Consider the following 23,832-nt stretch of genomic DNA (forward strand, 5'->3'; position numbering starts at 1 on the left):
CCTCCATAGCTTCTCATCACTCAACTCTATTCTATACAAAAAACGAAAATCCTTTAAGCGTTTTCAATTAAAATTTTATCTTTATTTTAATTTTAGTTCAATATAAACGCGAACATCCTTCGAATATTTGTATTTTGGGTTCGTTTTTCCGTAATTCTTTGATGTATATGTCACCTCATAATGCTTGTCAAACGACTGTAGAATACGGTCGATCTCCTCTTTTGTTCCTGCTAAACGAATCTGTGCCATCTTGTTTCCTCCAAAACCCTCATTCTTTCTTTTACCACAAAATAATGTAACACAGAATATTGTTTTTTCAAGCAGGTAATGCTAAGAAAAAGATTTGAGGCGGGTGATCCGAATGAATCAGACTCCATTAAAAGAGCACTTATACGATAATCTCTCCGTCATTCTTCCGCAATTAAAGGAAATGGACGATTTGGTCCATGAGAAAAAAACGCTGCCTCACGGACAGGTGGTTTACTATTTATACATAAAAGAAATGAACGAAAAGATGGAGATTCAAACCTTTTTAAAGCTGCTTCTCCAAGATCATACGTCTCTCACAAAAGAGAAGTTAGAATCCAATTTATCGATGATGACCACACGTTCGGTGAAAACCTCTGAGGAATTGGTCGATGCGATTTTTGATGGGCATTGTGTTGTTCTGATTAACGGATTTCAGCATGCGTATATTTTAGAAACGCACGGAACAAAGAAACGCAGTATAGGGGATGCTACCTCTGAAACAGTTGTGAGAGGACCGAAAATTGGCTTTATTGAAGATTTAGATACGAACTTAGCTCTTGTAAGACAGCGCTTGAAAAACCCCGATCTTAAAACCGTCGACATGAAGATTGGTCAAAAAAAGTACACCCAAGTGACCATCATGTACATTGACGGTATGGCTCAATCGTCTGTTTTAAAAGAAGTGAAAAAACGACTCAAGCAAGTCACCATTGATGATATACAAGACTCCGGTGTTCTTGAGGAACTGATTGAAGACAATGTGTACTCGCCTTTCCCGCAAATACAAAACACAGAACGGCCGGATAAAGTGGCCTCTGCTTTAAATAATGGACGTGTCGCCATTTTTGTTGATCATTCTCCTTTTGTGTTAATTGTACCTGCTTCTCTCGCGACGATTATGCAATCACCTGATGATTATTATGAAAGATGGATCGCTGCCTCTCTCATTCGGATGCTGCGGTTTACCTCTATCTTTCTGACATTATTTTTATCAGCCATTTATATTGCACTTGTGTCCTTCCATCAAGGGCTTTTACCAACAACTCTTGCTATTTCAATCTCAAGCACTAGAGAAAATGTCCCCTTTCCGCCTATTGTGGAGGCACTGATCATGGAGATAACGATTGAGCTGCTGCGGGAAGCCGGTTTAAGGCTGCCAAATCCGCTCGGGCAAACGATTGGACTTGTAGGCGGAGTTGTCATCGGGCAGGCGGCCGTTCAGGCTCATATTGTGAGCTCGATCATGGTGATTATCGTCAGTGTGATTGCCCTCGCATCATTCACTGTCCCGCAATATGGGATGGGCATGTCGTTCCGCGTGCTCCGGTTTGTGTCCATGTTTACAGCAGCTACCTTTGGTTTATATGGGATTGTGCTGTTCATGCTCGTTCTCCTTACTCATTTAACACGGCAAAAAAGTTTTGGGACGCCTTATTTCTCACCAGATTTTGTGTTCAGCTATAAAAACGAAGACAATTCCATCATTCGATTGCCTTTAAAAAATCAAAAGAAAGGAGAACGATATGGTCAATCATAAAGAGTCGATCACCAGCTATCAGGCAAGTGCCATCATTGCCAATACAACATTAGGTGCAAGTATGATGATTCTGCCAAGAGCAATGGCTCAGGCTGCAGCTACACCTGACGGCTGGATTGCGCTCTTACTCATGAGTGGCATTTACATTGTATTTATTTTTGCGAATGTCCTTATGATGAAAAAAGTCCCCTTCTCCTCTTACTATGATTATACGAACGAGGGGCTTGGCAAGTGGATCGGTGCCCTTGCTAACCTGCTCATTATTATTTATTTTCTCGGCGTTGCCAGCTATGAAGTGCGGGCTATGTCGGAAATGGTGAAGTTTTTTTTGCTTCAAAACACTCCAGTAGCGGTGACAATGATCAGCTTTATTTTGGTCGGTCTTTATCTTGTCGTCGGCGGGATTGGTGATTTTGCCAGACTGTGCCCTTTTTTCCTCATTGTCACCCTAATTATCTTATTTATTGCTTACGGACTCAGTGTTCAAGAGTTTAAGTTAGATAACCTCCGGCCTGTTTTAGGCGAGGGCTTCTCCCCTGTCTTCAAATCCTTTAATGCATCAGCCATTTCGTTTGTCGGTATTGAAATGATGCTGTTTATGCCTGTCTATATGAACACGCAAAAACACACCTTTGCTTATGGCGCAATCGGCTTTTTGATTCCTGCGATCATTTATATATTCACCTATATTCTTGTCGTTGGTGCGTTCACGGTGAAAGAAACTGCGACGTTGACTTGGCCGACGATTGCTTTATTTCAATCGTTCGATATACAGGGGATCTTTATTGAGCGGATTGAATCTTTTTTGCTTATCGTTTGGCTTGTTCAGCTTTATACGAGCTTTGTAGGATATACGTTTTTTGCTGCAATGGGGGTATCCAAACTAACAAAATTACCCAAAAAAGTCGTACTCACGTTGATGGGAATTGTCATCTACTTTGCCGCCGTTTTCCCAAAGGATGTTGATACAGTGCGTGATTATTTAACCTATGTGAACAATTTATTTTTCCTTTTATTCGGCATTCTCCCGTTTCTCTTATTTATCATCGTATTTTTGAAAAGGAGGCGGAAAGCGGCATGAAAAAGAAAGTGGTTTTTGCATTAATGACCCTTGTTCTATTAAGTGGATGCTGGGATAGTACCAATATTGAGGAACTCAACATGGCGATTGGTTATGGCTTAGATAAAGGAGATGACGGTCATAAGCTTAAAATATCAATGCAAGTCCTTGTTCCTCAAAAAATTGAACAAGAATCCAGCGTAAAAGACCCAACAAAGATTATAGAAACGAGTGGTGATTCCGTACATCAAATATTCCGAACAACGACGCTCAAAAGTCACCGGATTTTCGCCCAGCAGCTGAGGGTGTATTTATTTTCTGAGGAACTTATCAATGAGAATAATTTCGACCTCGTCATTAATCAATTTATTCGCGACAATGAAACGCGGAGAGGAAGCCTCGTCTTTATGACCTCAGAAAAGCCTGGGGACTTGCTGAAAATCAATGACGATGGGCAGCCAGCTTCTTCTACATTATATGATATTTCTGGGAATACAAAATCGACCATACGTATGTTCAAGCCCGTTTCATTAGGAGATATTTCTTCTGCTATGCAAAACAACGTATCTTTTGCTGTTCCGAAAGTCGGTGTGGATCAAGGGAAATTAATACTCGATGGAGCCTCTATTATTAAGAACAGACGATTTCTCACCAGCATCTCTCCGTTAGCCGTGCAGTCATACAATCTGTTGACTGGGGACGGAAAAGGCGGAGTCATTGAATTTGAATATGATCACAGCATCTATTCGTTTGAGATTTTTAAACTGAAACATAACATTGAAACGAATAAAACAGCGAGCGGAAAATATCAATTTAATGTGTCAGTGGCGCTTGAAGGAAGGTTGTCTGAGGATTGGAATGAGCGTGAAAACTCATTTAATGAAAAGTATCTTCAAGAGATTGAGGGTGCAGTGGAGCGTCAATTAGAGAAAAACGTAAAAGATTTCATTGGGGAATTACAACATGAGATCAAAGCAGATATTTGCGGGTTTTCTCAAAAAGCGAGTATTGCGTATCCGAAGGACTTTCGAAAAGAAGCGAAGCATTGGGATGAAATTTTTAGTGAATCGGACATTCGTTACAAGGCAAATGTGAAAATCCGTGACTTCGGGACTAAGGGCGCAACACAATCTTTATAGAGTGTGTTAAAATGGTAAGAAAAAAAGGGTGTCAATCATGAAACGAGCTTTACTTTCGGCCGGCATTCTATTTTTGATTCTAGGGATACTTCTGTTAATCGTTGTATTCACGCAATCAAAAGAAGATTTCTTCATTGAAGCCGACAGCTTTTCAAGCACATTTTTGATCGTGGTTTATTATGGACAAACCCCTGCGCTCCTTCTGTTGGGAGGCGGTTTATTCGTCGGACTTTCACAGATCATTGATTTGCAGGAAAAAAAAGCGGCAGCAGCAAAGGAGAGCGTAAAGCTTTTATCCGAAATGAAGAAAACCCTGGAAGAAAAATCGGCCAAGGAGCAGGAGGCTTTTCCAGTTCCTGAGCTCCATCAACTATCCGAACGTCCGATCACAGGACAGAAGGACTAATTTTACGCATGTTCTAGCAGCTTTCACTTGAAAGCTGTTTTTTTATTGAATCAGCTTATGACGGTGCGCATACACAGCCGCTTGCGTTCGATCTTCCACATCAAGTTTGGAAAGAATGTTGGTAATATGGGTCTTCACCGTCTTAATTGTAATAAATAATTCCTCGGCAATGACCTTATTCGATTTCCCATCCGCAATCAGCTTCAAGATCTCCATTTCTCTTGCTGTTAATGAATCGTGAAGGATGGACCCATTTGATGAATGACGGAGTTTATTCATGACCTTTCCAGCCACTTTCGATTCAAGTCTTGGTTCACCGATACTTGCTGATCTGATGGCATCAGCAATTTCTCCTGCCTTGGATGTTTTTAATAAATAGCTTAGAGCACCCGCCTCAATCACCGGATAGACTTTATCATCGTCAATAAAGCTCGTCAGAACGATAATCTTGGCATCTTCAATTTCCTGACAAATTCTTTTCGTTGCTTCGATGCCATCCATCCCTTCCATGACAAGATCCATTAAAATCACATCTGGCTTTAACTCAACGGCTAGCTCTACACCTTTTTGTCCATCTGACGCTTCACCAATGACTTCAATATCAGCCTGCGCCTCTAAAAAGGCCGCAAGACCCATTCTCACCATTTCGTGATCGTCGATTAAAAGCACTCGAATCATCGAACGTTCTCTCCTTTTCCTTCATCAAAAATGGGGACCTTCACATCAATTTGTGTGCCTTTTCCCTCAAATGACATAATCTCTGCGACACCGCCTACTTCACTTGTTCTCTCTCGAATCGATTCAAGTCCGTAGGAGGCTGTCTTCACATGATCTGTTTGAAAGCCGATACCATTATCAATAATCTTTAGCTGCACTTGCCGGTTTCTTATGAGCAGGCGCACAGTTACCTTTGTCGCCTTTGCATGCCTAAATACATTAGACAGGGCTTCTTGCACAATTCGGAAGAGGTGGTCCTCTACTCCTTTAGATAACGGAACATCATCTTCGATTTCCCAATCAATATCAATCGGCTGCTTTGCTTGGAATTCATTTAGCAGCTCAATTAAGCCTTTTTTCAGGTCTTTTCCTTCTAGCGTGATCGGTCTTAGGTGAAGCAGAAGAGCACGCATCTCATTTTGTGCATCGCCAGCCATTCGTTCGACAAGCTGCATTTGCTTTAATATCTTTTCGTCCTTTTCCTTCATGCCTTCAAGAATAGCTGAAGTCATCATTGAAATCGCAAATAACTGCTGACTGACCGCATCATGGAGCTCTCGTGCAAGCCGCTGCCGCTCTTCTGAGACGACCGATTTCTTCATTTGAACCTGCCATTCAGCCCGTTCATTTGAAAGCTTTTGCAAAGAGGCTACTTGCCCTTCGACCCGCTTCGCCATTTCATTTAATTGATCGGCGGCTAAGCCAATTTCATCGTCGCCAAGAGACGGCAGTCTATATGCAAAGTTTCCATTTTCAAATTTCAAAATCGACTCAACAAGCTGATCGAGGCGTTTCTTATGCTGATAGCCAAATACACTCCCGGCAGAAATCCCAATCGCAAGACTAACGATGAGTAAAATACAAAAAAACGGTATGCCAAACCAGCGGGTAGAAAGCAGGATCATTGGATCAAGCTGATAATAAAAAAACATCGGCAGGGTCGTCATCGTCACAACACCGAGCGAGATACCGACGCCAAGACGAACAGATTGCCACTGGAGACCTAAATGCAATTTCCTCATAAGTATCTCACATCCACATCTCCGATCAGCAGAGAGATGGAGATTTTCACTTTTCGTTTGCTCTCATCGTAATCGTTGGTCATCACGTACACTTTACTGCCGAACCCGCTTCTTTTTTCATCTATGATTTTCATATCACCAATCGCGGCGGAAGCACTCACACATACTTCAATATCCTGCGGTACGTAAATATCCACATCTCCAATCAGCCCGCTAATCACGATCGTACTCTCTTCTTCTGCGATGATCGCCTTTGATAAATCGATTTTAACATCGCCAATAAAACCTGAAATCGTCAAATCACTTAATTGAAACGGCTTTTTCATCAGCCTGACTTCACCAATAAAAAAGTCATGCTCTTTGCGCGGCTTTGTCTGGCTTTTTGTTTTCTTCTGATCGCTCTTTTTTTCAAGATTGACTTTCAGTGAAGGCTTCCCGTCGTCTGATGTTTCCTTTTTATCGACATCAAAAACAGGTTTATTTTTCAATAAGCGGTAGCCGGCATAAATCAAAAAGGCCGCAAATAGGTAACCTGTTAAACTAAATGTAATATTGAGCAGAAATTTTAAGAAGAGAAAGCCGGCAAAAATATAGGAAACTGAACCGAGCCAACGTTTGGATCGTGAGTGCAGCCAATAACCCGCCAGCGCAAAAAACACAGGCCAAAACAAATCTGCTCCGATCCCAATAATTTTGAGAAATAAATTAATACCAAATATCACAACAATGATGCCTAAAATTTGATTCCTTGTAAAACGCAGTTGACTCGCCTCCTTCCTTTCTTTCATTCATTACCGCAGCTTGAGGTTACCACTTGTCATTTCAATATCGACTACATGTGTCCCTTTTCCCCGCGTACCTGTAAAGCCTCGACCTTCACTATCCACTTGATCAAAGTCATACGAGTGATCGACGCTTCCACTTGTTTTTTTCACCTGAACGTTGAAATCTCCGTCATCTGGCAAATTAAATTTCGCACTCCCTGATGTCATATGAAAGGAGACAGGTGACTCAATTGTATCAAAACTTGCTGTCAATCGGCCGCTTGTCATGCCCAATTGCAGCTCGCCTTTGACATCATTAATATCGGCACGCCCTGAAGTTGCCCCAATATCACTATCCTTCGCATCAATGTGCGACACTGCCAGTCTGCCAGAGGTTGCTTTGATTTCTACATTTTTTGCTGAGAAATTCTCAGCTGTGAGGTTTCCGCTCGTTGATTTAAGTATCACATCTTGAAGGGACAGCTTTCCTTCTCCGTCAATCTCACTGACGCCGCTTCCACCCGTAATCTTCACATTTTTATGATAATCTGTTGGAATTTTAACTAAAAGCTCTCCTTTTTCAAATTGAGTAAAAAACAAGAAGCTTTTATTTTCAGCACGAATTTTGAACGTACCGCCTGTTTGCTCCGCATACATTTTCCCTTTTCCATTGACAGCAGTCACCGAGATATCGGAACGATTTTCAGGTTTTACCTTCACGCGAAACCCAGAAAGAGAAATATCTAATTGATCAATCTCCTCTTTTTTCGCTGAAGCTGTTGTCACTGGTTTTTCACGGGAAAAACTTAAATGAAAGAGATTTTCATTTTTGAAAAGCATGCCAATCATTAAAAAGATACCTACAAGTATACAAATTAGACCGATTAATCGCTTCATTTATACCATCCCTTTATCTTCTGACCTTTTCATTATAAGGAAAAGCGAAACAGAAAGAAATCAAATATCGGAAGAAAAAGCCTGCTTTTCTTCCGATTTGACCTCTATACGTTTGCTTGCTGCTGTTCAGGCTTTTTCTCAAGCTTCAGCTTCTGCCATTCTTTTTCAACCTCATCGGCGTAGTCTAAATGAGCGTATGCCCCTTGATCTGCAAATTGTGCATAGCTGCCTGCTTTTGTTTCCATTTCTTCAATACGGTTCTCCATTCGAAGAAACTCTTTATATGCACTTTCACTGTCTACTTTATTGATGGAATCATTCATATGCTGCTTTGCCTGTGCGGCATTGGCTCTTGCAATCAGTGCCTGCTTCTTGTCTTTTATATCACGCAGCTTCGTTTCTAAGTGCTGCAATTGCTCTTTCAGCTCTTTCAATTGTTTCACAGATTGCTGGTAGGCTTCCTGGTATTCGTTGTGCTTTTCTTCAAAATACTTCATTTCTGTGAGCGCTTTTCGTGCAAGCTCCTCTTCTCCCGCATGATATGCCAGCTCGGCCTGTTTCTTTCGCTTTTCAGCAAATGCTTCCGTCTCTTCTGCTTTTCGCAGGAAGCCTTGCTGAATCGTTTGCTGTTTGATGATGGCATGTTTCGCTTTCGCAACATCATCCTCCATATCACGAACGTATTGATTCAGCATGACACGCGGATTCTCCAATTTATCTAAACCTTCATTGACAGTTGCAACAAACATATCTCTTACTCTTCTTAATACCATTTGATATTCCTCCCTTTATTTTTTCTTTAAAAAGTCTTCCCATTCTTGATCAAAAGACGTATGAATCGGTTCTTCCGTATTAGGTGCCGTGTTTGGCTCCATATAGGCTCTGCTTGATGATTTTTCGGTAGATTCACCATTGATCATCGACCAGCCAAAATAAAGAAGTACCCCTGCAAATGCGATGCCGAGTATAAACGGCAGAAATTGCACGACGATCAGTACACCAATGACTGCTAGAATGACACCTAAGGTTGTACTGCTTTTTTCGTATTTTTTAACACCTACATAGATGAGCCCTGCACCAATCAAAACCGGGATCAGCCCACCTAATGAACCACCAAAGAAGATGGATAAACCGACAAACAATAAAATTGAACCGATAATGGTTTTACTTGTTATTTTCATCTTCATGCCTCCTTTCTTGCTCCTTGCTTTAACTATAGTCAAAAAAGAAAGCCGGCAAAACGTGTCACAGATTGATCTTTGATTGCGACTAGAGTCGTAACAATGCTCAGACTAAGAAGCAGAACCTAATAAAAAAGCACTCTTCTATGAAGAGTGCTTTCCTTATTTAGAACGAAACACATCGGCACTTCGTTCATATTCAACATCAGCTTCACCAAGCCGATAATTCACAATTCGAGCGGCTGCAAATAAATAATCGGATAGACGGTTTACGTATGAGAGAGCAACGGCTGGAATCTCCTCCTGTTTTGCAAGCGTCACAATATGCCTCTCGGCTCTTCTGACGACTGTCCGCGCTACATGTAAGAGAGCAGCGCCTTCCTGACCACCCGGTAAAATAAACTTAGTAAGCGGCTCAGCCTCTTCTACATAGACATCCATTCTTTCCTCAAGGACTGTCACAGAGGCTTCTGTTAATTTGCCTTCTTTACGTGGTTTGACTGCTGCCAAATCACCCCCGCAGTCAAACAGCTCATGCTGTATAACGATCAGCTCTGACAAAAGGTCCGGAAACAATTCGCCATGCTGCCGTAATTTTGCATGCGCGAGTCCAATAAAGCTATTCGCCTCATCTAACGTACCATACGCCTCTACTCTCACATCATCTTTATCGGCTCTTCCGCCAATCAAGCCTGTTTGGCCCTGATCCCCGGTTTTCGTATAAAGTTTCAACGGTTTTCCCTCTTTTCTACTGCTTTGTCCTTTTAGTATAACCTGAAGTTAAAAAGATGTATTTGTTTTATTATGAAACACTTTTACTGAAAATCACTCCAACCCTCTTATATATGTTGAATGATGAAACATCCCGTTTTATAATGAATGAAAGCGCTTTTTAATTATGAGAGATGGGGTGGGATGTACGTGAGTTTACAAAATAAAGTAGCAATCATTACAGGTGCAAGCAGAGGAATTGGCCGCGCCATTGCAGAGGCACTTGCCTGCGAAGGAGTGCGCGTCGTTCTCAATGGAACGAACGACATGCTGCTGCAAGAGGTTTGCTCCTCACTGAATAAAAAAGAGAAACGAGCCGTTTATGTAGCTGGTGATGCTAGTTTACCAGAGACAGCCTCTTCACTCGTGGAGCAAGCGAAAACACATTTTGGACAGATTGATCTGCTGGTCAACAATGCTGGGATCAATTTACGAAAATCAACAGTCGAGACAACCCTTGATGAGTGGAAACGATTGATTGATATTAATTTGACCGGCACGTTCCTCATGTGCCAAGCGGTCATTCCTGACATGATCAAACAACAAGGCGGAAAGATTATCAATATGAGTTCTACAACTGGCAAAACCCCTCATCACAATGCATCACCTGCATACGGTGCATCAAAGGCAGGCATCAATTATTTAACCATGCATCTTGCCAAAGAATTAGCAGAGCACCACATTCATGTGAATGCTATCTGCCCTGGTCCAATTGAAACAGACATGAGCAAACAGTGGAGCGATGAATACCGGCGTTCGGTTTTAGATAGAATTCCTTTGAAAACGATTGGAACACCAGAACAAGTCGCAAATGTTGTGACATTTTTAGCTTCTGACCAGTCGGATTTTATCACAGGAGAAACCATCAATATGAATGGCGGAACGTATATGAACTAGAAAAAAAGAGCCTCTCTTAAAGGCTCTTTTTCTTTTCATATTGATTTTCTCTCGTACCAGAAAGCATGATGGCCTGTCTAATAGCTTCTTCCATGCTCGCAGCATCAGCTTTTCCTGTTCCTGCGATATCAAATGCCGTCCCATGATCGACACTTGTACGGATAATCGGCAGTCCAACTGTAATGTTTACACCCGACTCTAAGCCAAGCACCTTAATCGGTCCGTGCCCTTGATCATGATACATCGCCACAACGATATCAAAGTCACCTCTTACTGCCCTAAAGAACAAGGTATCAGCAGGCAGCGGCCCAAATACTTGAATCCCTTCTTCCTGCGCTAGTTCAACCGCTGGGATGATCTTCTCCTCTTCTTCTCCGTTCCCAAACAATCCATTCTCCCCAGCATGCGGGTTAATCCCGCATACAGCGATTTTAGGAGCAGAGATCCCAGAACGGACGAGTGTATCATGTGCCAGCTTAATCGTCGTGTATACACGCTCAGTATTAATTTTTAAAATGGCATCCATTAATCCAATATGTGTGGTGACATGAACTACCTTTAAGTTAGGGGCCGCCAGCATCATCGCATAATCTTCTGTACCTGTCAGGTCAGCTAAAATTTCTGTATGTCCTGGATACATATGACCTGCCTTATGAAGTGCTTCTTTGTTTAGCGGCGCTGTGCAAATGCCGTCAATTCTACGGTCATTTGCAAGACTAATGGCTTTTTCAAGATATCGGAAAGCAGCATTTCCTGCTTCTTTTGATATGTCCCCAATTGGAATCTCGTTCGTTAAGAGCTTAAGGTCTAAGCACGGAACTGCTCCGGCTTTCACCTGCTCCGCTTCCTCTGGTTCTTTGATACTTACAATCTCCACATCTGTATTCACAAAGTCTTTTGCCCTATTTAATATACTGGTATCTCCGATCACAAATAGAACGGCTTCTTCATGTAAACGCGTTTGCTGAAAAGCTTTTAAAATAATTTCAGGACCAACACCAGCCGCATCTCCCATCGTTACAGCAATGATTGGTTTTGACATTCGACTTCCCCCTCTATCTTTTTCAGCACTTCTACCGCGTGGAGTACTGAATTTTTTTGACCGTAAGCTCCTGCTTTCGTAACCGCATATAAATTCGTATCAACAAGCTGACCGAGCGGGATGCCAGGTTCAATTTCTTTCAGCAGCCGAATACCTCCTGCTCCAAGCTCCTGGCAAATCGCCCGCGCTGTATCTCCGCCAGTTAGGAAAAGTCGTCTCATTCCTGATAATGTGACAATGTCTTTTGTGATCATTCCAAGAAAGACGGACAAAGCACTTCCAACCTCTTGTCTTGACAGCCCTTTCTTTTCTCCGTAAACCAGCATCTTTTCAACCATCTCTGGCCGTGCATCTGTGTAAAGGAGAATATCTTCGTTTTGACGCTTACGCAGTTGATCGAGAACTGATTTTCGTTCCCATGCTTCACGGCCGTTTAATACATTCAGCGGATTCACTTTTATCTCAAAACAATCGTGAGTTTCTCTTAAATAAGCAAACTGCTCATTTGTTTTTTGAGAGGCACTTCCAGATACGATGAGGACAGGTCTCTGTTTTTTAAAGCGAGAAGTATTTCTACGTTTAGCGACATATGCCGATAATGCACCAGCTAGTCCCGCTGAACCGACCCATAGTATTCTTTTATCCATCTTCATAAACACTTCCACAATCCGCCCTAAATCATCACTTGTTTCTGCATCACACACAAACCATTGGTGATCATGCTTCAATAAGGATGATACCTCATCACTCGTTCCTTTGAGCTCTTCGCCGATTGTTTGTTGAGAAAGGTTTTTTGGTCTGACGTTCGTCTGCTCCTCAATTAAATCTGATAGGCTGGATGTCAAAACTGGTGTTTTCGGATCCTTTGCCGCCTCTGACAGATGAACAGGCACTCCTTCCACATAATGTATGCCATCATTGGTTGCTCTTTGTGCATCTGGGTAGGCAGGTGCGATAACCGCCGCATCAAATGGGCCAATATCCATTAGTGCTTGCAGTTCAATTCCTATATTGCCTCTCAATGTTGAATCTATTTTTTTAAAGAAAAGGTGCGATTCATCTTGGAGAAATGGCTGCACCATTTGGCTGACCTCATGGTAGGCGTTCTCTGAAGACATACTTCGTGAATCGGTATCCACAATCAGCACATCCTCTTTATACCTGTCAACGCCTTCAAATGACGGCTGAAACAGGACAGAGGCTGTGAAGCCCGCTTTGACAAATTGAACACCTGTATCGTTGGCACCTGTCAAATCATCCGCCACAATGATTACCTTTTGCTCTAGTTTCGCTCCTTTTTTTAATAGATCGTTTGTCATTTAGACACCTCGGCCTCATTACATATTATTCCTTTAGCTTTCTCCATAGCGTCGTACGGTTGATATTCAACCGCTTTGCCGCCTTTGATTGATTCATATTTTCTTCTTCCAGCACCGTTTTGATAATCCGTCTTTCAATTTCATCAAGCGTTCCATTCAAATAGCTGGACAGCTGTTTTTCTTCATTTTCAAAAGCAAGCTGATCAATTGCTGCCTTTGCCTTATTCAACGTGATATATCCACTTTTTGTCGTCAGCACAAGCTCCTCAATGATCCGCTTGAACTGCCTGACATTTTCTCTGAATTTCTGGTGTTGAAAGGCTTCAATCACATCTGCTGACAGCCCAACCACCTGCGTCCCGTAAAGAGAATTTAGTTCCGCAATAAATAACCTGCTCATGTCCTCAATATCTTCTGGCCGTTCAGACAACGGAGGGACATGAATCGTGAGCTCCTGTAAGCCTGTATATAATTCCTCACAAAACGCTCCAGATTGCATCAATTTGAACAAATCCACTTGAGATGCAGCCATCCAGCGAATATTCTGATGATGATGCATCTGCTCAGCAATGAGCTGCTGTATATCCATTGGAACGCTCTCAATATCCTTTAGAAACATCGTCCCTTTTTGATGCAGAGGGATTGATTTTAAATCTTCCGGTTCTATCAAACGTCTGCAATGTACCGTCGTAAAGCTCTCATCTTTCCTCTCGCTCATTTGATGGATGGCAAATGCAAGGCTTGATTTACCAGTTCCTTGTTCACCATACAGGCAAATCGAGCGCTCCGTTTGGCTAAACGCTTTTGCCCTTTTGATCACATCTTTCATTTTTGGGCTTTGTTCTGTAAAAAGAGCAAATGGATGTTCTGAATGAATAGGCGACGCAAGCGTCCAAATACGAAGACCTTCTTGATTCATCACAGCCGAAGGCCTTTCAATCGTGACAAGCAACTCGCCTTTCGATAGCATGCTTCCTTTGACATGCCACACTTGCTGCTGATGAGATATTTGAGAATAACCATTTTGTTTCCCTTCTCGAATCGCCTTTAGTGCCGGTTCAAGTGCTGGACACCATGTAATCACATCGGCATGAGAAGTAGACGGTGCAAATAATCCTTTTTCTGTCCATTGTTTCATTTGTTGATTCATAAAATGAAGTTTGTTGTGTGGATCGACGATTAGCATGCCTTTTGGCTCTTGATCAATCATTTCACGAAAAAGACGCTGTTCAGCTGTCGCCTCTTTATATAAACGATACATTTGTTTTGCTTGATGAAATGCTTCTTTGACCGATTCACGACCTGATGTAATGAGCATACTCTGCATTCCCAGCTCTTTAGCCGCTTTATCTGTAATGACATCTCCAAGCACAACCTGTGTCCCTTGATCTTGTAATTGTTTTAAGAGATCCCATACCTCTTCCTCTTGCTGCACTGTGTAAATATCAATTTTAATTCCGTATAATTCCCCAATGGTGCGGACACCTTGAGTGATATTTTCAAAACCCACGACCGCTTTTTTACCTTGATAATCTTTTATCAGCGTTAAGGCACGAAGCAAGTCGTACCCTGACACAGGGATATCCACTACTGGGATGTTCACATGTTTTTGAATGAGCGCAGCTGTTCCGCCCCGGCTCATAATGATATCCATCCCTTGAGCTTCTGCTTGTTCTGCGAGAGCAACCCCAGACCGAAGATCTCCGACTACAAGCTGGAATGTGATATTTTTTTCTTCTTTGGCAAGGTCGATTAACACATCTCCCAACCCTTTATACGGCGCAACACCTAACACTTTGATATTCATGAAAAGGACCCCCATTTTTTATCTCTTCATCATGAGACATACCTTGAGGGAGTCCAGCCGATAGAAAATGGGGACAACCCTCCAAACATCAATTATAAATGAAGCAAATGAGGGTTACAATTCACCAGAAGCAGGGCCCTCTTGCAGTTAAGAAGTGCGATTGACCCATTCTTCTGTCACACACACATATTTGATCGCCTGCCGATAATACGTAAACGCAATATGCAGCTTCCCGTTTTTTCCTTCCGTGATGGATGGATAAGAATACTCTCGATTTAGTTTATCCTTTGAATTGTTTGTCATCGCATATCCATCACCCACTTCAAGGTTACGTCTGATAGGCCATGTATGACCATTATCCTCAGAGAGCGCCAAAGTCATTGGTGCACGCGGTGTTCCCCAAAACGCTGGACGTGCTTCTGTATCAACCGCCGTGCGCGTATCGCCTTCATCCTCAATTTCATCGTATAAAGAAGCTCTTTTTTCTGTTTGCTCATCCGCATTGATATGATTATAGACTAGGGCAAGATGCCCATTTTGGAGCACTGTAAATTGAATGGATGAATTATTATTGGGCAGCTCCGTTGCCTTTGGCTCAGACCATGTCCGTCCATGATCGACGGAACGGCTGATATAAATCGAATCAGCAAACCGGCTTCTAAAGAGGGCTATGAGGGACCCGTCTGCACACTTTCCAATATTCATATGAACACAGCCCGTGCTGTTTGGTACAATGACCTCCTCCCATGTCTTTCCTTGGTCGGATGAAATTTTCACAGCACTGACATCCCGGTTCCCTGTCCATTTGACGCCTGGAATGGTCTTACAATAGAAGACGGGCAGCAGCCAATCTTGATTATCCAGTACAACAATCGGCTGCCGTATAAACGTACCCGGCTGTTCAAACAAAGTATCAATCTCACCCCATGTCTCACCTCTATCCTCTGATAGCCGGTATCGCACGATGGCGGTATCTTGATTCCCAGATAGCTGCGCGGTATACAGCAGCCATAGCCTGCCATTTTCCTCTTGAAACAGAACTGGATTTTGTTCAGAGCGTGCAGGATCGTTAGATAACTTCACTGCCTCTGTCCACTTGTTACTTCCCCGTTTGAGTCTCGACGTATAGATTGAGATATCAGGTATTCCCTCCTGCGTTCCACCAAACCAAACACATAATACATCTCCATTATCCAGCTCAAGTAGATTGGCCGCATGATTTTGCACACAGTCTGTTGGCAGAAAGGCTTCTTTTCTCTCTGTATCTTGTTCATTTTGTCGCAAAATTCCATCTATTTTCATCACAGTCTCTTCATTTGTCATGACAATTCTCCTTTCAATGATTGATCCTTTTTAGCAGGCGGACTGATAAGTCGATCGATTACCAGCACAAGGAAAGGAATGATAATGGCAATATACATATTATCGATTCCGAACGGATTATCGAGTAAATACCAAACCGTCGTGGTAACACCTGAAGCAGCAAGGCCAATGGTCGCCCCTCTATTTGAATTAAAGTATGGCAAGTAAAAGCCCATTGCTGCTACAACGGCGATCGATGTTCGAAGCGCCCTTGTAAAAAAGGAAAGGGACAGCAGCTCCGGCGCAAGTGCCACTCCGACAAGAGGCACAATTCCAACGAGTACAGCCACATACCTCGTGATTTTCATTCTCTGCTCTGGTGTTGGATTCATTTTCGGTACATAAAAATCATCGATAATTAAGGTTGTCGTCGCAAGCGCGACCGTCGACACACCGACAAAGATGGATGCCACAAGCGATGTTGCCACAATGGCACTCAAAATTGGATTCATATGCTGTAAAAAGACAGGGAAGGCATAAATAGGATCAATGTCTGGATACAAATAATGTGCAGCTACACCGATCACACCAATCGCAACGGCGAGCGGCAAACAAAGCAGAGCTGCATAAAGTGTCGATTTCTTTGCCTCACGCTCACTTTTCGACGAGGTGATTGCTTGAATAATAAACTGCGTAGCAAAGATGGCGCCCATGTTTCCTATAAACCAAGCTCCAATTGTCCCCCAACCAATTGTCCCGTCCCATGTAAAGAAATGATCAGGCATCGTTTGTTTCATCGGTTCAAAGCCTTTTGTTAAATAAAGGGCTACCCCTAGTGTAATTAAAATTCCCGCATACTTCACGATCGAATGAAGGATCGTGACCCATGCTACCCCTTTCATTCCTCCGAATGTAAAATAAAATGTACTCACAACGGCCGTAATGATCGCACAGGTCATTAAAGGAAGCCCTAAAATGGATGCAATAGCAGCTGACCCACTTAAATAGTTTCCTAGATTCACAAGCAGTAATGCAGCAATCATAATAACAGAAACAACTAGCTTCGTTGATTTCCCAAACTTCTGATCGATAATACCTGAAATGGTGTACTGCCCTGTTCGATAAAACTTGCCTACTAAGAAAAATGAAAAAATAAAAAAGGCGATAGCGACGGTCACAATAGACCATGAAGCAGAAAGCCCATGCGTAAAGGCAGATTCTGCAGTTCCAACAGTGGATTTCGTTCCAATGAATTCACTCATGAGCAAGATACCGACTACAATGGCTGGAAGTGACTTAGCAGCATTGTTAAATTCTGAATTGGATTTACTGCGGAAACGCATCGTCAGCCAAGTCGTAAATAGTATATAGAGAATAATGACGATCAAAATAAATGTGATGACAGAACTGCTTAAGACATTCATTTAAAATCCCCCTTTGTGTGCAAGCCGTGTGAAGCAACTTCTCATGTCCCATCCCAATGAAGCATTAAGCGTCAAGCAGTTTCATGTATACCTGTTCAATTTCGGAAACAGACATTGGCTTTGGATTGTTGTCCATTAATCTCTTCACCTCTGAAGCTGCTTGAGCAAGTGCCGGTACATCCTCCTTCGACACGCCAAAAGCTTTGAGCTGCTGTGGTATGTGTAAATCCGCTGTCCATTCTTCAATTTGATGAATCACACGATCTGCAAGATTCTGCTTTGTGTGAGCTCCCGATAGTCCTATTACTCTTGCCACATGTTCAAGCCGATCAATGATATGATCTGCATTAAAAGCAGTGACATGCGGAAGCAGCATGGAATTAGCAACACCATGAGAAATCTTGTATTTCCCCCCTAATGGATAAGCCATGGCGTGAACAGCCGCAGTTCCGGCACTTGTGAGCGCCATTCCCCCATACATTGCACCAACAAGCATATTTTCTCTTGCCTTCATATGATCCCCGTGATGATACGCTTCCTGAATACTTCCTGAAATCAGCCGCATCGATTCCAGTGCAAACATATCACTGAATGGATTGGCTTTATTTGAAATATAAGATTCAAGCGCATGCGTAAAAGCATCCATACCTGTAGCTGCGGTAATAGATTTCGGTAAGTTGAGTGTAAGTGCTGGATCTAAGATGACAAGGTCTGGCAAAAGATGCGGACTAACCATTCCAATTTTCAGTTCCTTTTCTGGAAAAGTCACAATTGCATTTGGTGTCACCTCAGATCCCGTACCAGAAGTTGTCGGAATTAGAATCGTCGGCACTCCCCTTTTTTCCACAAGGTTTGTGCCAACGAGAGCAGAAATCGGCTGATCGTTTGTCTTAAGAACAGCTAGAATTTTTGCAGCATCAAGGACACTCCCGCCACCAATGCCAATAATGGCGTCATGCTCTCCTTTTAAAAAGGTGTGGAATACGCCCTCGATATTTTCTTCTGTTGGTTCAGGTTTGATTTCTGTACTTATCTCACTTGCTATCCCCTTTTTCGCAAGTTCTCTTTTGATGTGATCTGCATAACCAAGTGATACGATAGATGGCTGTGTTAATATAAAAATGGATGTGAGTCCGCTAAGCCCTAAACTATCTAATTTCTCCCCAAGAAGGTCTAAAGAACCTGCGCCAGATACAATGTGTGATGCCGTCTGAAAGTGATAATGGGTGATCGTCATCTCTTCACTACTCCTTTGCCGCTTTTCCTTGTTTGCGATAGTCTTCAACCATTTGCGCCACAGCTTCCAATGCCTCACCTGACAGCTCTTTTACAGGGCTTTTGGGCGGGCCAACCGGAATTCCATAAAGCTCTGCTGCCTTTTTCAAAGGTGCTGGCAATGTCCCTAAACCGAATGTTGCTCTTAATGGCTGCAGCTGCTTCTGGAAGTGCTCACTTTCGTCAAGCTTCCCTTTTTGAAAAGATTCATAGAGTCCAACGACAGTTTCAGGCAGTACATTTGCAGTTGCTGCGACCGCCCCTGCTCCACCGAGTTTCAAGGTATCCAAAATGAGTGAGTCCGTACCTGCAAGGACAACAAAATCTTCATCTTTTGTGACATCCAGATATGCCTTAATGTTTTCAATGTTTCCACTGCTATCTTTAATGCCTAGCACATTCGGCAGTGCACTGAGCCGCGCAACCGTCTCTGGTGCTAGAGATACGCCTGTTCTCGATGGAATGTTATAAAGCAGAATCGGAATATTCACATTCTCAGATATGTGGCGAAAGTGCTCATACAGCTCTTCTTGGGTTGGTGCAACAAAGTAAGGTGTAATGATAGACAGAACATCTACCCCTCGATCTGCCAGTTTGTTTGACAGTCTGATGGTTGCCTCCGTACTATTCTCACCTGCTCCAATGAATACCGGCACTCGTCTGCCAACAGCCTTCACGACAGTTTCAGCAATTTGAAGCTTTTCTTCCTCTGAAAACAAGTGAAACTCTCCATTTGTGCCTAAAGCAAAGATGCCGTGTACACCTGACTCGATCAAATGATTCACTAATTGCGTTGCCACTTCGGGATGAAAATGTTCTTTCTCAGTAAGCGGTGTCAAAATAGCTGGTATAATTCCTTGAATGTTCAAATGATCCTCCCTTTCTTATATGTTGCATTTTTAAACATATTATAAATTAAGCGCTTTCATGTTATTTATTATAAAAGGATTTCGATTAAATTAGCAACACTTTTTTGATTTTTCACTATAATCCGTCCTTTTCTTATATAGCTGTTGATGTTTTCAACAAAAAAAGCGAACCATTTTGGTTCACTTTTGAATGACATTCAACGTACCATCCTTTTTATTTCATTATAAAATAGCGATTGAAGATATAGTTTTTAATGCCTAAAATATGATTAAGACAAAATGAAGGAGGATGGTATGAGTAAATTTAGTTTATTTAACAAGTTTTTGGTAAAAGAAGGCGAAAAAGAAAAAATGGTTGATATTCTGTTAGAAGCAGCAGAATCAATGAAGAATTTGGATGAATGTGAAATATATCTTGTGAATATTTCCGAGAATGAACCAAGTTCTGTTTATGTTTATGAAGTGTGGGCAAATGAAGATGCCCATCAAGCGTCTCTAGGTCTCGAAGCTACCCAAACATTAATAAGTCGTGCGAAACCAATTATTACTGGTATGGAAAGAATCAATACTTTAATAACACAAGGCGGAAAGGGCATTTCATCTAATTAGAATTCGACCGTCTTAGATATAAAATTAGAACTGGCTGTCATTGTGGCAGCTTTTTTTCTTATTTAAAGCAAAGATTAAGAACTATTGTCAGGACTACACATTTTAGATATGTGTAGTCCTTTTATTTCAACTGTTTTACTCAACTAACCTAAATATAATTGTACATTTACTTTTGAATGTCTTTCAACGTATGAAGAAGCCCTTGCACCTTTTGTCCTAATCTTTCGTGTAAATGGTCAGCATCTTCCGTTTCTTGCGTATTGGGTGCAGCGATGCACAGATGATGGATCGGATAACTTGTTTCTTGCTTAATGATGTGCATAAGCTGCCCCATGAGCTGAACAGCTGCGCCATTTGCTAAAGATCGTTTTAGGATAAGCCAAATAGTCAACGCTTCCTGCTGAAGCATGCCGTAAAGGATCATATCGTCTTCGTCGTCTTCTGCGGCAAATTGTGCTAATCTGTTAGCTTGCTCGAAAAACAGCATATCTTCAGCTGACTCTAGTTGCTCATGAAGCGTCTTCGTCCCCGTTCCAATAGACCTTTTCCAAAAGAACCCGCCGTTTTTCTTATGTGAGGAAAGGATGCGAAGAGGCTGATTAATGGAAAACGTCATTCCTTCTGAGCCATATGTCCTCCAACCATCCGCTATGTTTACAATTGATGCTTTAGAAGGGGCTGCAGGCTCAACCATCAGCTGAGGGTTTGCCCTAAATGGATGCTGGAGCGGTGTCACATTTGTTTCATACACACGGTTGATTCGTTCAGTGGTCAAGACGTGATGCGGCATTCCTAACATGTCAGTCTTTCCTTCATGAAGCAGCAGCAGCCGATCACAATATAAACTGGCGATGTTCACATCATGGAATACGCCAATGACCGTTAACCTAGAAGAAGCAGTTTCTTCTTTAATTAAATCAAGCAAATCTTTTTGATAGGCTAAATCAAGGAAACTCGTTGGTTCATCCAGCAATAAATATTCAGGCTGCTGCGCCAATGCCTGTGCTAAATACACCCGCTGCTGTTCTCCTCCGCTTAACTCATGGATGGATTGATTCTTAAACTGTGCAACACCCGTTTGTTCCATGACTTTGCTGACGACCTGCACATCTTCTTGCGTGACAGATTGCAGCCACCCTTTTTGATATGGATAACGACCAAATTGGACGGTTTCTTCCACCGTAAATGAAAAAGCTTGGTCCGTTTTCTGCGGCAGAACTGCCATCTTTTGCGCAAGCGCCTTTGGCTGATAGGATTGAATAAGGTGACCGCCGAGACGTACTTCACCGCTCATAGGTGCTAAAATCCCTGCCATCATTTTAAGCAGGGTCGTCTTACCGCTTCCGTTTGGACCGAGTATACCGAGAAATTCTCCTTGCTTTACTTCAAGATTAATGCCACGAATGACCTCTTTCTCTCCATATCCACCTCTGATTTCTTTCACTTGAATCATATGTGCGTCCCCCCTCTATATTTACGAATGAGGATGATGCCAAATACAGGTGCACCAATTAACGCAGTAATGATGCCAATCGGTAATTCAGTCGGCTCGATGATGGTACGGGATAACACATCTGCTAATACAAGAAAGGAAGCACCGTTCAGCATAGACAAAGGCAGCAGATGCCGATGGTCCGTGATAGTTAAGAGGCGGATAAAATGCGGAATCACAAGTCCTACAAAACCGATCGTCCCTGATACCGCAACTGCACTTCCAGTCAGGATCGAGCCCGCCAGCAGCACAATATATTTGCTCCTTTTCACATGTACACCTAATAACTTTGCCTTCTCCTCGCCATACGTCATCACATTCAAATCCCGCCCCATCAACATTAACGCAAAGGTTCCAATAAGAAAGAAAGGAAGAAAAAGCACAATATAACGCCAGCCCCTCATGGACACACTGCCAAGCAGCCAATGAATGATCTCTTTTAGATCATCACCTGTTAAAGCAATCATCAATGAAATGAGCGCACCCAAAAAAGAGCTGAAAATTACTCCTGTCAAAATTAAAGAAGAAATGCTCATCCCCCGATGAACAAGACGCGCAAAAAAGAGAACGAGACAGAGGGTCACAAGCGCTGTTGTCATACTGAATAATGGCAGTGTGAAACTACCAAAAAGCGGGAGCTGCAAGCTGAAAAACAGGGTCGCTACGGCTCCAACTGATGCCCCTTGAGATACCCCCAGCGTATAAGGGTCAGCAAGAGGATTTTTTAATAAACCTTGAAAAGCTGCACCAGATAACGCAAGTGCTGCTCCGACTAATGCCGCTAATATGACCCTTGGCAGCCGAATGTTCATCATAATATTGCGATCGATGAAATCAATGGTTCCAAACTGCACGCCGAATAGTTCGTGAACAAATATTCGAAGAATAGAAGGAATGGGAATCCCTAAGCTTCCAAAGGAGATTCCCATTCCAATGCTCATCACAAGAAGTAAAACACTTAGTGTATATGCGATGGTCAATTTATTTGAACGTATCAGGATAGACGTTTTTCGCAAGAGCCTCGACTCCTTCAACCAATCGCGGTCCCGGTCTTGATGCGAGATCCGTATTCAATTGAAAGACTTGTTTTTCTTTCACTGCTTTCATTGCATTCCAGCCGTCTCTTTTTTTCAAGTCAGCTAAGCTGGAACCATCAATTGTCACGATGACATCAGGATTTCGCTTGATGATCGATTCTTCTGTCATTTGCACCCAGCCAGTTTGATCGCCTGCAGCATTTTTGGCATGAATAACAGAAAGCATTTCATCCATAAATGTATTTTTACCAGTTGTATAGATTTCAGGTGCACCTGACACTTCGACAAAGACTGTTTTTTGCTTATCTTTCGAAATCCCCTCTGCTTGTTTCTTGATGTCATTCAGCTTTGTTTTCATTTCGTCTACAAGCTTTGTTGATGCTTCTTTCACGCCAGCTGCTTCACCGATCATATTGATTGATTTGTACACATCCTTAAAGGACGTTGCATCATTTACAGTCAGCACTTGGATCCCTGCATCTTCAAGCTGTTTAAATCCATCTTTTGATCCCATCTGAGATGCATGTGCTAAGACAAGATCTGGCTTTAAGGAAATGACCTTCTCGACATTGAATTCAAGTCCGCCAATCTTCTCTACCTTTTCGACTTCCTTTGGATAATTGTCAAAGTCTGATCGTCCAACCATTTTATCTCCAAGACCGAGTGCATAAGCAACTTCCGTATTACTTGGAATTAACGAAACAATTCGTTTAGGCTGTTCTTTAATTTCAACTGTTTTGCCAGCTGCATCTTTTATTGATACTGGAAAAGCCGCAGTGGCCGTTTCTTTATTTTGTGACCCTTTTGCTTTGTGATCTGTCTCAGCGCCTGCACATCCTGCTAAAACACCCATCACAAGCAATAACGATAGCCAAATAGCTGTTAACTTTTTCATGAGTGAACCCCCTGTTTATGTACTGCTTAACGAAATCTCTTTCGTCAATTCTTTTCTAATTTCGGGAATATTATACTACAGTGCAGATAGGTTGTATATGTGATTTCTAAAAGCGTCTTTT

At 42.3% G+C, this 23,832-nt stretch carries 24 protein-coding genes; 6 read left to right on the top strand and 18 right to left on the bottom strand.

Translation table 11 applies throughout. The features are described from left to right. Positions 1-81: 81 nt before the first annotated feature. Positions 82-249, bottom strand: coding sequence for a YvzF family protein (locus H7F25_RS13945; RefSeq protein ID WP_122632046.1), 168 nt, complete (start codon positions 247-249; stop codon positions 82-84). Between the two features lie 112 nt (positions 250-361). Here H7F25_RS13945 and H7F25_RS13950 point away from each other — a divergent pair, with 112 nt between their 5' ends. Genes H7F25_RS13950 through H7F25_RS13965 form a run of 4 tightly spaced genes read left to right on the top strand, consistent with a single transcriptional unit; the run spans position 362 to position 4,391 of the window. Continuing rightward, on the top strand, positions 362-1,786 hold the full coding sequence (locus H7F25_RS13950; protein ID WP_024423419.1) for a spore germination protein: 1,425 nt from the start codon (positions 362-364) through the stop codon (positions 1,784-1,786). Beyond that, entirely contained in the window at positions 1,773-2,867 is a 1,095-nt protein-coding gene (locus H7F25_RS13955) for a GerAB/ArcD/ProY family transporter (protein WP_044331290.1), read from the top strand. Before H7F25_RS13950 ends, H7F25_RS13955 begins: the two co-directional genes overlap by 14 nt. Beyond that, a complete protein-coding gene (locus H7F25_RS13960) occupies positions 2,864-3,985 on the top strand; it encodes a Ger(x)C family spore germination protein (protein ID WP_133744589.1) in 1,122 nt (373 codons plus the stop codon). Before H7F25_RS13955 ends, H7F25_RS13960 begins: the two co-directional genes overlap by 4 nt. A gap of 37 nt (positions 3,986-4,022) precedes the next feature. Then, positions 4,023-4,391, top strand: a complete 369-nt coding sequence (locus H7F25_RS13965) for a hypothetical protein (protein WP_041107739.1) — start codon at positions 4,023-4,025, stop codon at positions 4,389-4,391. Positions 4,392-4,433: 42 nt separating this feature from the next. On the opposite strand, the gene H7F25_RS13970 is transcribed toward H7F25_RS13965, so the two are convergent. From H7F25_RS13970 to H7F25_RS14000, 7 genes are all read right to left on the bottom strand, one after another. After that, positions 4,434-5,069, bottom strand: a complete 636-nt coding sequence (locus H7F25_RS13970) for a two-component system response regulator LiaR (RefSeq protein WP_024423423.1) — start codon at positions 5,067-5,069, stop codon at positions 4,434-4,436. Further along, positions 5,066-6,130 (bottom strand): two-component system sensor histidine kinase LiaS, encoded by a 1,065-nt coding sequence (liaS, locus tag H7F25_RS13975; protein ID WP_024426016.1) that lies wholly within the window; start codon positions 6,128-6,130, stop codon positions 5,066-5,068. Before liaS ends, H7F25_RS13970 begins: the two co-directional genes overlap by 4 nt. Further along, complete coding sequence (gene liaF / locus H7F25_RS13980) at positions 6,127-6,918, bottom strand: cell wall-active antibiotics response protein LiaF (protein ID WP_185853824.1); 792 nt, start codon at positions 6,916-6,918, stop codon at positions 6,127-6,129. Before liaF ends, liaS begins: the two co-directional genes overlap by 4 nt. 3 nt (positions 6,919-6,921) lie before the next feature. Then, on the bottom strand, positions 6,922-7,791 hold the full coding sequence (locus tag H7F25_RS13985) for a LiaG family protein (protein ID WP_024423426.1): 870 nt from the start codon (positions 7,789-7,791) through the stop codon (positions 6,922-6,924). A gap of 104 nt (positions 7,792-7,895) precedes the next feature. Beyond that, on the bottom strand, positions 7,896-8,564 hold the full coding sequence (liaH, locus tag H7F25_RS13990) for a stress responsive protein LiaH (RefSeq protein WP_024423427.1): 669 nt from the start codon (positions 8,562-8,564) through the stop codon (positions 7,896-7,898). Positions 8,565-8,579: 15 nt separating this feature from the next. Continuing rightward, positions 8,580-8,972 (bottom strand): membrane protein, encoded by a 393-nt coding sequence (locus H7F25_RS13995; protein ID WP_024423428.1) that lies wholly within the window; start codon positions 8,970-8,972, stop codon positions 8,580-8,582. Between the two features lie 162 nt (positions 8,973-9,134). After that, entirely contained in the window at positions 9,135-9,704 is a 570-nt protein-coding gene (locus tag H7F25_RS14000; protein WP_024426020.1) for a cob(I)yrinic acid a,c-diamide adenosyltransferase, read from the bottom strand. Between the two features lie 189 nt (positions 9,705-9,893). On the opposite strand from H7F25_RS14000, the gene H7F25_RS14005 reads away from it, so the two are divergent. Further along, on the top strand, positions 9,894-10,640 hold the full coding sequence (locus tag H7F25_RS14005) for an SDR family NAD(P)-dependent oxidoreductase (protein WP_073207383.1): 747 nt from the start codon (positions 9,894-9,896) through the stop codon (positions 10,638-10,640). Positions 10,641-10,656: 16 nt separating this feature from the next. Here the strand turns inward: H7F25_RS14005 and pdxA are convergent, their stop codons facing one another. From pdxA to dapA, 7 genes are all read right to left on the bottom strand, one after another. Further along, the gene (gene pdxA / locus H7F25_RS14010) at positions 10,657-11,682 is read right to left on the bottom strand and encodes a 4-hydroxythreonine-4-phosphate dehydrogenase PdxA (protein ID WP_073207385.1); all 1,026 of its coding nucleotides are present in this window, start codon (positions 11,680-11,682) and stop codon (positions 10,657-10,659) included. Then, complete coding sequence (locus H7F25_RS14015) at positions 11,658-13,001, bottom strand: four-carbon acid sugar kinase family protein (RefSeq protein ID WP_073207388.1); 1,344 nt, start codon at positions 12,999-13,001, stop codon at positions 11,658-11,660. Before H7F25_RS14015 ends, pdxA begins: the two co-directional genes overlap by 25 nt. Before the next feature lie 25 nt (positions 13,002-13,026). Further along, on the bottom strand, positions 13,027-14,808 hold the full coding sequence (locus H7F25_RS14020; protein ID WP_185853825.1) for a sigma-54-dependent Fis family transcriptional regulator: 1,782 nt from the start codon (positions 14,806-14,808) through the stop codon (positions 13,027-13,029). Positions 14,809-14,955: 147 nt separating this feature from the next. Further along, a complete protein-coding gene (locus H7F25_RS14025; RefSeq protein WP_073207394.1) occupies positions 14,956-16,131 on the bottom strand; it encodes a sialidase family protein in 1,176 nt (391 codons plus the stop codon). Beyond that, positions 16,128-17,534, bottom strand: coding sequence for a sodium:solute symporter family protein (locus H7F25_RS14030; RefSeq protein ID WP_024423435.1), 1,407 nt, complete (start codon positions 17,532-17,534; stop codon positions 16,128-16,130). The genes H7F25_RS14025 and H7F25_RS14030 overlap by 4 nt, the downstream gene beginning before the upstream one ends. A 64-nt stretch (positions 17,535-17,598) precedes the next feature. After that, on the bottom strand, positions 17,599-18,771 hold the full coding sequence (locus H7F25_RS14035) for an iron-containing alcohol dehydrogenase (protein WP_103131603.1): 1,173 nt from the start codon (positions 18,769-18,771) through the stop codon (positions 17,599-17,601). Between the two features lie 7 nt (positions 18,772-18,778). Further along, the gene (gene dapA, locus H7F25_RS14040) at positions 18,779-19,678 is read right to left on the bottom strand and encodes a 4-hydroxy-tetrahydrodipicolinate synthase (protein WP_185853826.1); all 900 of its coding nucleotides are present in this window, start codon (positions 19,676-19,678) and stop codon (positions 18,779-18,781) included. Positions 19,679-19,972: 294 nt separating this feature from the next. Between dapA and H7F25_RS14045 the strand changes: the two genes are divergently transcribed. Next, positions 19,973-20,287: a putative quinol monooxygenase gene (locus tag H7F25_RS14045; RefSeq protein WP_024423438.1), complete on the top strand. Its 315-nt coding sequence runs from the start codon at positions 19,973-19,975 to the stop codon at positions 20,285-20,287. A 166-nt stretch (positions 20,288-20,453) separates the two neighbouring features. Here the strand turns inward: H7F25_RS14045 and H7F25_RS14050 are convergent, their stop codons facing one another. Genes H7F25_RS14050 through H7F25_RS14060 form a run of 3 tightly spaced genes read right to left on the bottom strand, consistent with a single transcriptional unit; the run spans position 20,454 to position 23,711 of the window. Then, positions 20,454-21,740: a heme ABC transporter ATP-binding protein gene (locus tag H7F25_RS14050; RefSeq protein WP_185853827.1), complete on the bottom strand. Its 1,287-nt coding sequence runs from the start codon at positions 21,738-21,740 to the stop codon at positions 20,454-20,456. Beyond that, complete coding sequence (locus H7F25_RS14055; RefSeq protein WP_151039904.1) at positions 21,737-22,795, bottom strand: FecCD family ABC transporter permease; 1,059 nt, start codon at positions 22,793-22,795, stop codon at positions 21,737-21,739. The genes H7F25_RS14050 and H7F25_RS14055 overlap by 4 nt, the downstream gene beginning before the upstream one ends. After that, positions 22,761-23,711, bottom strand: coding sequence for an ABC transporter substrate-binding protein (locus H7F25_RS14060; protein ID WP_024426031.1), 951 nt, complete (start codon positions 23,709-23,711; stop codon positions 22,761-22,763). The genes H7F25_RS14055 and H7F25_RS14060 overlap by 35 nt, the downstream gene beginning before the upstream one ends. Between the last annotated feature and the right edge of the window lie 121 nt (positions 23,712-23,832).

Origin of the sequence: Bacillus sp. PAMC28571 (genome assembly GCF_014250435.1) — a bacterium.
Classification (GTDB): Bacteria; Bacillota; Bacilli; order Bacillales; family Bacillaceae; genus Bacillus; species Bacillus safensis.

Coding starts and splice junctions, on each gene's coding strand:
- H7F25_RS13985 (WP_024423426.1), bottom strand. CDS start 7,791: ATGAAGCGATTAATCGGTCTAATTTGTATACTTGTAGGTATCTTTTTA.
- H7F25_RS14020 (WP_185853825.1), bottom strand. CDS start 14,808: ATGAATATCAAAGTGTTAGGTGTTGCGCCGTATAAAGGGTTGGGAGAT.
- H7F25_RS13945 (WP_122632046.1), bottom strand. CDS start 249: ATGGCACAGATTCGTTTAGCAGGAACAAAAGAGGAGATCGACCGTATT.
- H7F25_RS13960 (WP_133744589.1), top strand. CDS start 2,864: ATGAAAAAGAAAGTGGTTTTTGCATTAATGACCCTTGTTCTATTAAGT.
- H7F25_RS13955 (WP_044331290.1), top strand. CDS start 1,773: ATGGTCAATCATAAAGAGTCGATCACCAGCTATCAGGCAAGTGCCATC.
- liaF (WP_185853824.1), bottom strand. CDS start 6,918: ATGAAAGAAAGGAAGGAGGCGAGTCAACTGCGTTTTACAAGGAATCAA.
- H7F25_RS14060 (WP_024426031.1), bottom strand. CDS start 23,711: ATGAAAAAGTTAACAGCTATTTGGCTATCGTTATTGCTTGTGATGGGT.
- H7F25_RS13970 (WP_024423423.1), bottom strand. CDS start 5,069: ATGATTCGAGTGCTTTTAATCGACGATCACGAAATGGTGAGAATGGGT.
- H7F25_RS13965 (WP_041107739.1), top strand. CDS start 4,023: ATGAAACGAGCTTTACTTTCGGCCGGCATTCTATTTTTGATTCTAGGG.
- liaS (WP_024426016.1), bottom strand. CDS start 6,130: ATGAGGAAATTGCATTTAGGTCTCCAGTGGCAATCTGTTCGTCTTGGC.
- H7F25_RS14030 (WP_024423435.1), bottom strand. CDS start 17,534: ATGAATGTCTTAAGCAGTTCTGTCATCACATTTATTTTGATCGTCATT.
- H7F25_RS14035 (WP_103131603.1), bottom strand. CDS start 18,771: ATGACGATCACCCATTATCACTTTCAGACGGCATCACACATTGTATCT.
- H7F25_RS14025 (WP_073207394.1), bottom strand. CDS start 16,131: ATGACAAATGAAGAGACTGTGATGAAAATAGATGGAATTTTGCGACAA.
- liaH (WP_024423427.1), bottom strand. CDS start 8,564: ATGGTATTAAGAAGAGTAAGAGATATGTTTGTTGCAACTGTCAATGAA.
- pdxA (WP_073207385.1), bottom strand. CDS start 11,682: ATGTCAAAACCAATCATTGCTGTAACGATGGGAGATGCGGCTGGTGTT.
- H7F25_RS13950 (WP_024423419.1), top strand. CDS start 362: ATGAATCAGACTCCATTAAAAGAGCACTTATACGATAATCTCTCCGTC.
- H7F25_RS14015 (WP_073207388.1), bottom strand. CDS start 13,001: ATGACAAACGATCTATTAAAAAAAGGAGCGAAACTAGAGCAAAAGGTA.
- H7F25_RS14050 (WP_185853827.1), bottom strand. CDS start 21,740: ATGATTCAAGTGAAAGAAATCAGAGGTGGATATGGAGAGAAAGAGGTC.
- H7F25_RS14045 (WP_024423438.1), top strand. CDS start 19,973: ATGAGTAAATTTAGTTTATTTAACAAGTTTTTGGTAAAAGAAGGCGAA.
- H7F25_RS13995 (WP_024423428.1), bottom strand. CDS start 8,972: ATGAAAATAACAAGTAAAACCATTATCGGTTCAATTTTATTGTTTGTC.